General features: G+C 74.4%; 11 protein-coding genes. 6 read left to right on the top strand and 5 right to left on the bottom strand.

Going from position 1 to position 11320, the window contains the following annotated elements:
• The 3 genes from pepN to CCN44_RS38335 form a co-directional block, all read right to left on the bottom strand.
• A partial coding sequence (gene pepN / locus CCN44_RS38325) for an aminopeptidase N (RefSeq protein WP_059248766.1) occupies positions 1-2499 on the bottom strand: 2499 nt, incomplete at its 3' end.
• 116 nt (positions 2500-2615) lie between these two features.
• On the bottom strand, positions 2616-2978 hold the full coding sequence (locus CCN44_RS38330; protein WP_059248767.1) for a chorismate mutase: 363 nt from the start codon (positions 2976-2978) through the stop codon (positions 2616-2618).
• Between the two features lie 34 nt (positions 2979-3012).
• Positions 3013-3903, bottom strand: a complete 891-nt coding sequence (locus tag CCN44_RS38335; RefSeq protein WP_086703450.1) for a helix-turn-helix domain-containing protein — start codon at positions 3901-3903, stop codon at positions 3013-3015.
• A gap of 128 nt (positions 3904-4031) precedes the next feature.
• Here CCN44_RS38335 and CCN44_RS38340 point away from each other — a divergent pair, with 128 nt between their 5' ends.
• Both CCN44_RS38340 and CCN44_RS38345 read left to right on the top strand, forming a co-directional pair.
• Positions 4032-5786 carry a glycoside hydrolase family 35 protein gene (locus CCN44_RS38340; RefSeq protein WP_086703453.1) on the top strand — a complete coding sequence of 585 codons (1755 nt, stop codon included), beginning with the start codon at positions 4032-4034 and terminating at the stop codon, positions 5784-5786.
• A 66-nt stretch (positions 5787-5852) separates the two neighbouring features.
• The gene (locus CCN44_RS38345) at positions 5853-6734 is read left to right on the top strand and encodes a hypothetical protein (protein ID WP_059248769.1); all 882 of its coding nucleotides are present in this window, start codon (positions 5853-5855) and stop codon (positions 6732-6734) included.
• A gap of 69 nt (positions 6735-6803) precedes the next feature.
• On the opposite strand, the gene CCN44_RS38350 is transcribed toward CCN44_RS38345, so the two are convergent.
• Positions 6804-7709, bottom strand: coding sequence for an SDR family oxidoreductase (locus tag CCN44_RS38350; RefSeq protein WP_086703457.1), 906 nt, complete (start codon positions 7707-7709; stop codon positions 6804-6806).
• Between the two features lies 1 nt (position 7710).
• Positions 7711-8487 carry an SDR family oxidoreductase gene (locus CCN44_RS38355; protein ID WP_244204038.1) on the bottom strand — a complete coding sequence of 259 codons (777 nt, stop codon included), beginning with the start codon at positions 8485-8487 and terminating at the stop codon, positions 7711-7713.
• Positions 8488-8587: 100 nt separating this feature from the next.
• Here CCN44_RS38355 and CCN44_RS38360 point away from each other — a divergent pair, with 100 nt between their 5' ends.
• The 4 genes from CCN44_RS38360 to CCN44_RS38375 all read left to right on the top strand — a co-directional run.
• On the top strand, positions 8588-9340 hold the full coding sequence (locus CCN44_RS38360; RefSeq protein WP_059248771.1) for an enoyl-CoA hydratase family protein: 753 nt from the start codon (positions 8588-8590) through the stop codon (positions 9338-9340).
• Positions 9341-10192: a CoA transferase subunit A gene (locus CCN44_RS38365; RefSeq protein ID WP_086703461.1), complete on the top strand. Its 852-nt coding sequence runs from the start codon at positions 9341-9343 to the stop codon at positions 10190-10192.
• Positions 10189-10929: a CoA-transferase subunit beta gene (locus CCN44_RS38370; RefSeq protein ID WP_086703464.1), complete on the top strand. Its 741-nt coding sequence runs from the start codon at positions 10189-10191 to the stop codon at positions 10927-10929. Before CCN44_RS38365 ends, CCN44_RS38370 begins: the two co-directional genes overlap by 4 nt.
• Positions 10929-11320, top strand: a 392-nt coding sequence (locus tag CCN44_RS38375; RefSeq protein WP_143650307.1) for an NAD(P)H-dependent flavin oxidoreductase, incomplete at its 3' end; no start/stop codon positions are given. The genes CCN44_RS38370 and CCN44_RS38375, both read left to right, overlap by 1 nt.

Raw genomic sequence — 11320 nt, forward strand, 5'->3', positions numbered from 1 at the left:
CTCCCCCGGCTGCCGTCCCGCCCCGCCGCGTACGCGCAGGGCGCGGGAGAGGTCGTCCAGGCAGTCGGCGAGGGTGCGGCGCAGCGCCGGGGTGAGGTCGGCGTCACGCAGGCAGGCTTCGCCGAGCGCCAGGTTCTCGGCGTCGACGGCGTGGGCCGGGAAGCACCAGCGGCCGGCGGCGACGGCGATGGCGGGTCCGCGGCGGGCGGCGACGGCGACCGCGTCCGGGTAGAAGCGCGGCACGTACTCCCGGACGAGATCGGCCTGTTCGGGCTGCCAGAAGCCCTGGGCGGTGGCCGTGAAGAGGTAGTTGGACAGTTCGTCGCCGGCGAACATCGCCTCCCAGGCGGCGCGCTTGGCCGCCGGGTCGGGCAGGGCGGCGCGGCAGCGGGCGGCGCCTTCCTGGCCGGTGGCGCTGGGGTCGCGGGCCAGCTCGGCGGCGATGGCGTCCTCGTCGGTGGCGCCGAGCACGGCGAGCCGGGCGAGGATGCGCCAGCGCAGCTCGGGGTCGAGTTCCGGTCCGCCGGGCACCGTGCCGTCGGCGAGCCAGGCGGCGATGGTCTCCGGGTGGGCGGCCACGCCGATCAGGTGCCGTACGGCGATCAGCCGCAGGCCGGGGTGGTCGCCGTCCTCGGTGCGCCGCAGCAGGTCGCGGCAGAGCGAGGTGAGGGTGGCGAGGGCGGCGGGGCGCTCCTGGGGGGTCAGGTACTGGTCGGTGAGCTGGCCGGCGGCGAAGGCGAGGACGCCCTGGGCGATGGCCAGGTCGGTCTCGTACGGCAGATGGGCGCGGGCCGCCTCCAGGTAGCCGGCGGGCGGGAGTTCGCCGTCGCGGACGGCGTCCCTGAGGGCGTTCCAGACGACCGCGCGGGTGAGCGGGTCGGGCAGGCCGGACAGGCCGGTGCGGACCGTCTCGAAGGACGCGGCGTCGAAGCGGATCTTGGCGTAGGTGATGTCGCCGTCGTTGAGGAGGACCAGTGCGGGGCGCTTGCCGATGGGCTGCGGGGCGGTCTGCGGGACGTCGAGGTCGACGCTCTCGCGCAGCACCAGCCGGCCCTCGTCGGCGACGTCGTGGTCGTACAGGCCGGCGCTGAGGCGGTGCGGGCGGCTGCCCGCGCGGTCGGCGGTCAGCGTGCAGGTGGCGCCGGCGGGGGCGATCACCGGCGTGAGCGTGTCGACGCCGGTGGTGCGCAGCCAGCTGTCGGCCCAGGCGGGCACGTCGCGGTCGGTGGCCGAGGCGAGGGAGTCGATGAAGTCGGCGAGGGTGGCGTTGCCGAACTTGTGCCGCTTGAAGTGGGTGTTGATGCCGGCGAGGAAGTCCTTCTCGCCGAGCCAGGCGGCCAGCTGGCGCAGGGCGGAGGCGCCCTTGGCGTAGGAGATGCCGTCGAAGTTGAGCAGGGCGGAGGCGGTGTCGTCGACGTTCTCGGGGGCGACCGGGTGGGTGGTGGGGCGCTGGTCGGCGTCGTAGCCCCAGGCCTTGCGGGTGACGCCGAACTCGGTCCAGGGGTCGGTGAACCGGGTGGCCTCGGCGGTGGTCTGGTAGCCCATGTACTCGGCGAAGGACTCGTTCAGCCAGATGTCGTCCCACCACTTGAGGGTGACGAGGTCGCCGAACCACATGTGGGCCATCTCGTGGGCGATGACCATGGCGCGGGTCTGCCGCTCGGTGTCGGTGACGGCGGAGCGGTAGACGAAGTCGTCGCGGAAGGTGACCAGGCCCGGGTTCTCCATGGCGCCGGCGTTGAACTCGGGCACGAACGCCTGGTCGTAGGAGTCGAAGGGGTAGGGCTCGTCGAACTTCTCGTGGTAGCGGTCGAAGCACGCGCGCGTGACGTCGAGGATCTCGTCGGCGTCGGCGTCGAGGTGGGGCGCGAGCGAGCGGCGGCAGTGGATGCCGAAGGGCAGTCCGCGGTGCTCGGTGCGCACCGAGTGCCAGGGGCCGGCGGCGACGGCGACCAGGTAGGTGGAGATCAGCGGGGTGGGCGCGGCCTGCCAGACGCCGTCGTCGCGGCGGGCGGTGACGCCGTTGGCGAGGACGGTCCAGCCCTCGGGCGCGGTGACGGAGACCTCGAAGACGGCCTTGAGGTCGGGCTGGTCGAAGGCGGCGAAGACGCGCTGGACGTCGTCCATGAACATCTGCGTGTAGACGTACGTCTCGCCGTCGCTCGGGTCGGTGAAGCGGTGCATGCCCTCGCCGGTGCGGGAGTAGCGCATGGCCGCGTCGACGCGCAGCTCGTGCTCGCCGGCGGTGAGGTTCTTCAGCGGCAGCCGGTCCTCGCACAGCGACTCCGGGTCGAGCGGCTGTCCGTCGAGTGTGACGCTGCGCAGCTCGGCGGGCTTCAGCTCGACGAACGTGTCCCCGTCCGCCCGCGCGGTGAACCGGATCGCGGTACGGGAGTCGAAGGTCTCGGCACCGGTCGTGAGGTCCAGTTCGACCGTGTAGCGGTGGACGTCGAGGAACTGTGCTCGGAGCTGCGCTTCGTCGCGCGTGAGTACGGACATGCACGCCATGCTGCCTGATGGGACCGACAGCGCACAGGGGCGGATCGGTACACGGCTTTTGTCCCGGGTGCGCGCCCCTCGGCCGGGCGCCCCCCGGGCTCCCGTGCGGCCGCTGGTCAGTCTCCTGTTCCGGCGTCGTGCGCCGGGTGCCCGTTGTGGGTGTCCTCGGCGATCCGCTCGTGGTGCCGGATCACCTCGGCGATGATGAAGTTCAAAAACTTCTCGGCGAACGCGGGGTCGAGTTTGGCGTTCTCGGCGAGGCTGCGCAGCCGTTCGATCTGCCGGGCCTCGCGGGCCGGGTCGGCGGGCGGCAGCTGGTGCAGCGCCTTGAGGCGGCCGACCTGCTGGGTGGCCTTGAAGCGCTCGGCGAGCATGTGGACGACGGCGGCGTCGATGTTGTCGATGCTGTCGCGCAGCCGCTCCAGTTCCGCGCGGACCTCGGGATCGACGGCACCGGTGCCGGTGTTGCTGGTGGTCATGAGGGCCCACCTTATGCGCTGGACCGGCCGGGCCCTATGGGGTGTCCGGGGAGTGGATCAGCGGTGGATCGCCGGGGTCCGGGACGCGGTCGCGCCAGCCGCCGGGGACGCTGCGGCCCTGCTGGGCGCGGAACCGGACGGGGGCGAGGCCGACGCGCCGGGTGAAGAGCCGGGAGAAGTAGGCGGGGTCGTCGTAGCCGACGCGGCGGGCGACGGCGGCGACGGGCAGCTCGGTGGCGGCGAGGAGTTCCTTGGCCCGGGCGAGCCGGATGCCGAGCAGGTAGTCCTTCGGGGTGCATCCGGCGGCCCGGCGGACCGCGCCGCGCAGTTCGGCGGTGGTCATCCCGTGCCGGGCGGCGTGGTCGGCGACGCTCAGCGGGGTGCAGGCGTCCCGGGCGAGGGCGGCCAGCACCTGGTCGCCGTCGGGGGCGAGGTCGGCGCGGGCGCGGCGCAGGGCGACGAGGAGTTCGTGGACGGCGGCGCCGGTCTCCACCTCCAGCAGGGGGTTGCCGCGGCGGGCGGCGCGGACGATGCGGGCGATGACCGCGCGGGGGGCGGAGGCGTCGGAGAGCGGGACGACGGGCCGGTCGGGTTCGATGTAGCCGAGTTCGCCGTAGGCCGCGGTGGCGGGCCCGGTGAAGTCGACGAAGCCCTCGTCCCAGCCGGTGTCCGGGTCGGGCGCGTAGTGGTGGGGTACGCCGGGGGTGAGCCACAGCAGGGCGGGCGCGGTGACGGTCGTGCGGCGGCCGTCGGCGCCCCGGTACCAGCCGCCGCCCGCGCTGATCACCACGGCCACGTGGTGGTCGAGGGTGCGCGGGCCGACCGTGGGCAGCGCGCCGTGCTGCAGGCCGACGCCGAGGCAGACCAGGCCGAGGCGGTGGTGGGCGGGGCCGGGGCTGAAGAACCGCATCCAGGTCTGGTACATCGGCGCTCCTCCCGGCGTGCCGCGCGGCGTGCTTTTGTCCAAGCAGCGCCGATCTTCGTCCATGGCGCCGGCCGCCGGAAGGGGGTGAGCCTGGAGGGCATGGGCGAGAGCAGGGCGGGGGCAGGCTCATGAGCGAGTTCACGGTCGGGGAGTCGGCGTTCCTGCTGGACGGGCGGCCGGTGCGGCTGCTGTCCGGGGCGCTGCACTACTTCCGGGTGCACGAGGCCCAGTGGGGGCACCGGCTGGCGATGCTGCGCGCGATGGGCCTGAACTGCGTGGAGACGTACGTGCCGTGGAACCTGCACCAGCCGCGCCCGGGTGTCTTCCGGGACGTGCGGGCGGTCGGCCGGTTCCTGGACGCGGTCCGGGAGGCGGGCCTGTGGGCGATCGTGCGGCCGGGTCCGTACATCTGCGCCGAGTGGGAGAACGGCGGGCTGCCTGCGTGGCTGACGGGCGAGCCGGGCACGCGCGCGCGTACGCGTGACGAGCGCTACACGTTCCACGTCCGGAACTGGTTCCACCAGCTGCTGCACGAGATCGTGCCCCGCCAGCTGGACCGCGGCGGTCCCGTGATCTTGGTCCAGGTGGAGAACGAGTACGGCAGCTACGGCAGTGACACCGGCCATCTGGCGGAGCTGGCCGGTCTGCTGCGCGCCAAGGGGGTGACGGTGCCGCTGTTCACCTCGGACGGCCCGGAGGACCACATGCTGACCGGGGGTTCGCTGCCCGGGGTGCTCGCCACGGTGAACTTCGGCTCCCACGCGCGCGAGGCGTTCGCGGCACTGCGCCGCCACCGCCCCGACGGGCCGCTGATGTGCATGGAGTTCTGGTGCGGCTGGTTCGACCACTGGGCCGGCGAGCATGTCGTACGGGATCCGGCCGAGGCCGCCGGGGCGCTGCGGGAGATCCTGGAGTGCGGGGCGTCGGTGAACCTGTACATGGCCCACGGCGGCACGAGTTTCGGGGGCTGGGCGGGCGCCAACCGGGGCGGCGCGCTGCACGAGGGCCCGCTGGAGCCGGACGTGACCTCGTACGACTACGACGCGCCGGTGGACGAGTACGGCCGCCCCACGGAGAAGTTCTGGCACTTCCGCGAGGTGCTGTCCGCCTGCCGCCCCGGCCCGCTGCCCGGCCTGCCGCCGCGCCCCGCCTCGCTGGGCTCCCCGGCCGAGGCCGTGCTCACCGGCTGGGCGTCCCCGGCCGCCGTGCTGGAGGCGCTGGGCGGCCCGGAGACGGCCGCCCCGGTGCCGCCCACGTTCGAGGAGCTGGGGGTCACCCGGGGTCTGGTGCGCTACACGGTGGACGTGCCCGGGCCGCGGCAGCCGTACCCGCTGACCGTGCGCGGGCTGCGGGACCTCGCGGTGGTGTACGTCGACGGGGAGCGGGCCGGGGTGCTCACCGAGGAGGAGCCGCGGCTGAAGGAGCCTGTGGCGGGTCCCGCGCGCGTGGAGCTGTGGGTGGAGTCCCTGGGGCGGGTGAACTACGGGCCGCGGCTCGGCGAGGCGAAGGGCGTCACCGGCGGCATCCTGCACGAGCGGCAGTTTCTGCACGGGGTACGCGCGCGCGGGCTGGATCTGGACGCGTTCGAGGACGGAGTGGCCGCGGTGCCCTTCGGCGCGCTGCCCGCGGAGGGGGCGCCGGGGCTGTACCGGGGCACGGTCACGGTCCGCGGGGCCGGGGACGCCCGGCTGGAGCTGCCGGGCCGGACGCGTGGCTTCGTCTGGGTCAACGGCTTCAACCTGGGCCGGTTCTGGTCGGCGGGTCCGCAGCGGTCGCTGTACGTGCCCGGGCCGGTGCTGCGGGAGGGCGAGAACGAGGTGTGGCTGCTGGAGCTGGACGGGGGCGCGCCGGACCGGCCGGCGCCACGCCTGCTGCCCGTGTGACCGGCCGCCGCCGGGGAGGCGCGGCCTACAGTGGAGGGAAGTTCCGGCGTCTTTGGGGGTGCCGAGGTGGCGAACGGCGGACCGGTCGAGCACGGCTACCCGCACCTGGAGACGGTGCGGGCCGCCGTCACCGCGCTGTACCGGCGGCTGTCCCGCGACACCATCGAGACGTTCTCGGCCAGCGTGGCCCCCGCCGACGTGGCCTTCTGCGACACCGACGACCTGCATCTGGGCGCGCAGCGGGTGGCCCGGGAGATCGTGCGGCACTTCCGGCTGCCGGACGCGCGGCTGATCGTGGGCTTCCGGGAGATGACCCACGCGGCGAACGTCGAACTCGCCGCGGGCCCGGAGTACTTCGTCGAGCTGAACGACCGGTTCCGCACGCATCGCAGGGACATCGGCGCGGCCCTCGCCCACGAGGTGGCGCACGTCTACCTGCACCGCCTGGACCTCTCCTTCCCCACCACGGCGGAGAACGAGATCCTGACGGACACGGCCACGACCTATCTGGGCGCGGGCTGGCTGCTGCTGGACGCCTACCGCGAGGACGGGGTGTCGTCGCAGAAGCTCGGCTATCTCACCCCGGAGGAGTTCGGTTACGTCCTGGCCAAGCGGGCGCTGCTCTTCGGTGAGGACCCGTCGGTGTGGTTCACCAGCCCGCAGGCCTACACCGCCTACGCCAAGGGCAGGGAGCGGGCCCGCCGGGACGGGCAGCAGCCGCCGCTGACCGGGGCCGGCTGGGCGGGGCGCCGCCGCTACGCGCACGACCGCCGGCACGCCTCGGCCGGTACGCCGGCGGCCGGGTACTCCTTCGCCCCGGACAGCGGCGGCCGTCTCCGGGTGTCCTTCCCGTGCCCGACCTGCCACCAGCGGATCAGGGTGCCGGTGCGGGGGCGGGTGCGGGCCCGGTGCGGGTTGTGCCGGACGGTGCTGGAGTGCGACACCTAGGGCCTGTGCTTCGGATCAGGCCGGCCTGATCCGGACGACGGGCCGTGGCCCCGGGGTGCCCGGAAAGTTTCAGGTGCCGTGGACGCGCCCCGGCGGCTCCGCCTCCGCCAGCAGTTTCCGGGTCGCCTCCCCCGCCTCGGCCGGTGTCCAGCGGGCCCCCTTGTCGGCGCTGGGTCCGGGGCGCCAGCCCTCCATGACGGTGATCCGGCCGCCCTCCGCCTCGAAGACCCGGCCGGTCACGCCCGCGCTTCCGGCCGAGCCGAGCCAGACCACGAGCGGGGAGACGTTCTCCGGTGCCATGGCGTCGAAACCGGCGGCCGGGGCGGCCATGGCCGCGGCGAAGGCCCGTTCCGTCATGCGGGTGCGGGCGGCCGGTGCCACGGCGTTGACCTGGACGCCGTAGCGGGCCAGCTCGGCCGCGGCGACCAGGGTCAGCCCGATGATCCCGGCCTTGGCGGCGCTGTAGTTGCCCTGCCCGACCGAGCCGAGCAGCCCGGCCCCGCTGCTGGTGTGGACGACCCGGGCCACCGGGGTGCGGCCGGCCTTGGCCTCGGTCCGCCAGTGCGCGGCGGCGTGCCTCAACGGCAGGAAGTGTCCTTTGAGGTGGACGCGGAGCACGGCGTCCCAGTCGTCCTCACCGAGATTGACCAGCATGCGGTCGCGCAGGAAGCCTGCGTTGCTGACCAGGGTGTCGAGCCGGCCGTAGGTCTCGACGGCGGTGTGGATCAGGTCGGCCGCGCCCGCGCCGGTGGCGATGTCGCCCTGGTGCGCGACGGCGTCCCCGCCCGCCGCCCGGATCTCGGCGACGACGGCGTCCGCCGGCCGTTCGGCGTCCGCGGCGCCGTCCAGGGCGACGCCCAGGTCGTTGACGACGACCCGGGCGCCCTCGGCCGCGAAGGCGAGGGCGTGGGCCCGGCCGAGCCCCCGGCCGGCACCGGTGACGACGACGACCCGGCCCGCGCAGATTCCGGTCATGTCAGCTCTCCTTGAAGGCGGTTGCGGCGTCCAGGAAGGCGGGCCGTTCCCCGCCGCCGTGCACGTGCAGGCTCGCCCCGCTGATGTAGGCGGCGGCGTCGGAGGCGAGGAAGACGGCGGCGGCGCCGACCTCGGCGGGGAGGGCCAGCCGGCCCAGCGGGACGGTGCGGGAGACGGCGGCGACGCCGTCGGGACCGCCGTAGTGGGAGTGGGCCCGGCCGGTGTCGACCATGCCGACGACGAGGGTGTTGACGCGGATGTCCGGCGCCCACTCCACGGCCATGGAGGCGGCCAGGTTCGCGAGGCCCGCCTTGGCCGCGCCGTAGGCGGCCGAGCCGGGCGAGGGGCGGCTCCCGCTGACGCTGCCGACCATCACGATCGAGCCCCTGCTGCGCCGGAGGTGGTCGTGGGCGGCGAGGGACGCGGTCAGCGGGGTGATCAGGTTCAGCTCGACGACCTTGGCGTGCCGTTCGGCGTCGGCGTCGGCGAGGCGCCGGTAGGGGGTGCCGCCGGCGTTGTTGACGAGCACGTCCAGCCGGGGCAGTGCGGCGAAGAAGGCCCGGACGGCGGGCGGGTCGCGCAGGTCCAGGGGCGCGAACTCGACGCCGGGCTGAGGCCGTTCGGGAGGCCGGCGGGCGCAGGCGAGGACGCGGGCGCCGGCCTCGGCGAAGGCCCGGGCGATGCCGGCGCCCACCCCCCGCGTGCCGCCGGTGACCACGACGGTGCTGCCGTGCAGTGAGGTGGGCGCACGCGAGTTGTCCACAGGGGCGTCGTCCACAGGCGCGTTGTCCACAGGCCCTCCCGCTCGTCCGCGGCGACTGCTAGCTTCGAAGCCTCGCACCTAACAAATGTTTGGTGGAAAGGTAGCTGATGCGCCCATGGGTGTCTCCCGTTCGTCCCCGGAAAAGGGGATTTCCGTGGTCACGGTCGACTATCCGCCGGTCAACGCGCTGCCGGTGCGCGGCTGGTTCGCGCTGGCCGAGGCCGTGCGGGCGGCCGGCCGGGATCCGGAGATCCGGTGCGTGGTGCTGGCCGCCGAGGGGCGCGGGTTCAACGCGGGCGTGGACATCAAGGAGATACAGGCGGCCGGGCAGGATGCCCTGATCGGCGCCAACCAGGGCTGCGCGGAGGCCTTCGCCGCGGTCTACGAGTGCGAGACACCGGTGGTCGCGGCGGTGCAGGGCTTCTGCCTGGGCGGCGGGATCGGCCTGGTGGGCAACGCGGACGCGGTGGTGGCCAGCGAGGACGCCACCTTCGGGCTGCCCGAGCTGGACCGGGGCGCGCTGGGCGCCGCGACCCATCTGGCCCGGCTGGTCCCGCAGCACCTGATGCGGACGCTGTACTACACCGGGCGCACGGCGAGCGCCGCGGAGCTGCACGGGCACGGCTCGGTGTGGCGGGTGGTGCCGCGGGCGGAGCTGCCGGGGACGGCGCTGGAGCTGGCCCGGCAGATCGCCGCGAAGGACGGACGGCTGCTGCGCATGGCCAAGTCCGCCCTCAACGGCATCGATCCGGTCGACGTGCGCCGCAGCTACCGCTTCGAGCAGGGCTTCACCTTCGAGGCCAACCTGAGCGGACTGGCCGGCCGGGTCCGCGACACGTTCGGGAGGTCCGGGAAGGAGGGCGGGTAGATGGCCGACAAGACGATGACGGCAGACGAGGTGGTGTCCCGGCTGGCGAGCGGGATGACCCTCGGCATCGGCGGCTGGGGCTCGCGCCGCAAGCCGATGGCGCTGGTCCGGGCGCTGCTGCGGTCCGGCATCGATGATCTGACGGTGGTGTCGTACGGCGGCCCGGACGTCGGCATGCTGGCCGCCGCCGGCCGGATCCGCAGACTGGTCACCGCGTTCGTCACCCTGGACTCCATCCCGTTGGAACCGCACTACCGGGCGGCCCGCGAGCGGGGCGGCCTGGAACTGACGGAGGTCGACGAGGGGATGTTCCAGTGCGGGCTGCGCGCGGCGGCGCAGCGCCTGCCCTTCCTGCCGGTGCGGGCGGGGATCGGCTCGGACGTCATGCGGTCCGCCCCGGGCCTGCGGACGGTGACGTCGCCGTACGCGGACGGGGAGACGCTCGTGGCGATGCCCGCGCTGCGGCTGGACGCGGCCCTGGTGCACGTGCACCGCGCCGACCGGCTGGGCAACGGCCAGTGCCTGGGCCCCGACCCGTACTTCGACGACCTGTTCTGCGAGGCGGCGGACGCGGCCTACGTCTCCTGCGAGCGGATCGTGGACACGGCGGAGCTGACCGGGGAGGCCGCCGTGCAGTCGCTGCTGCTGAAACGGCTCGCGGTGACCGGTGTGGTGGAGGCGCCGAACGGCGCGCACTTCACGTCCTGCGCACCTGAGTACGGCAGGGACGAGGAGTTCCAGCGGTGGTACGCGGCCACGCCCTGGCCTCGGTTCGCGGCGCGCTTCCTCGGCCCGGACGAGAGCGCCTACCAGGCGGCGGTCCGGCACTGGCGCAGGGAGCAGGAGCGATGAGGGCCACCCGCGCCGAGTACTGCGTGATCGCCTGCGCCGAGGCGTGGCGCGGTGCCGGGGAGGTCCTGGCGAGCCCGATGGGCGTGATCCCGTCGCTGGGCGCGCGGCTGGCCCGGCTCACCTTCGCGCCGGACCTGCTGCTGACCGACGGCGAGGCCCTGCTGGTCCGCCCGGACGGCACCCCGGAGGGCTGGCTGCCCTACCGGCAGCACCTGGAGCTGGTGGCGGGCGGCCGGCGGCACGTGATGATGGGCGCGAGCCAGCTCGACCGGTACGGCAACCAGAACATCTCCTGCGTCGGCGACCGGGCGCACCCGCGCAGACAGCTGCTCGGGGTGCGCGGAGCCCCGCTCAACACGCTGAACAATCCGACGAGTTACTGGGTCCCGAGGCACTCCCGGCGGGTGTTCGTGGAGCGGGTGGACATGGTGTGCGGGGTGGGGTACGACCGGGCGGCGGAGCTGGGCGGCGCGGCCCGCTTCCACCGCCTCGTGCGGGTCGTCTCCGACCTGGCCGTCCTCGACTTCGCCACGCCGGACCACCGCATGCGGCTGGTCTCGGTGCATCCGGGGGCGAGCGTGGCGCAGGTGCGGGAGGCGACGGGGTTCCCGCTGGCCGGGCCGGACGACGTGCCGTACACCCGGGAGCCCGAGGCGGCGGAACTGCGGCTGATCCGTGAGGTGCTGGACCCGCAGGGGGCGCGCCTGCGGGAGGTGCCGGAGGGGGCGGGGGACTGATGGAGACCGCGCTCACCCGGCTGGTCGGGGTCCGTCATCCGGTGGTGCAGACCGGGATGGGCTGGGTGGCCGGGCCGCGCCTGGTCTCGGCGGCGGCGAACGCGGGCGCCCTCGGCATCCTGGCCTCGGCGACGATGACGCGGGACCAGCTGCGGGACGCGATACGGGAGGTGCGGTCCCGTACCGGCGCGCCGTTCGGGGTGAACCTCCGGGCGGACGCGGGCGACGCACCGGACCGGGTGCGGATCCTGCTGGAGGAGGGCGTCCGGGTGGCCTCCTTCGCCCTGGCCCCCTCCCGCGAGCTGATCGCCGAGCTGAAGGCGGCGGGGGTGGTGGTGATCCCGTCCGTGGGGGCCCGGCGGCACGCCGAGAAGGCGGCGGCGTGGGGGGC

Source organism: Streptomyces tricolor (assembly GCF_002155905.1).
Lineage (GTDB): Bacteria > Actinomycetota > Actinomycetes > Streptomycetales > Streptomycetaceae > Streptomyces > Streptomyces tricolor.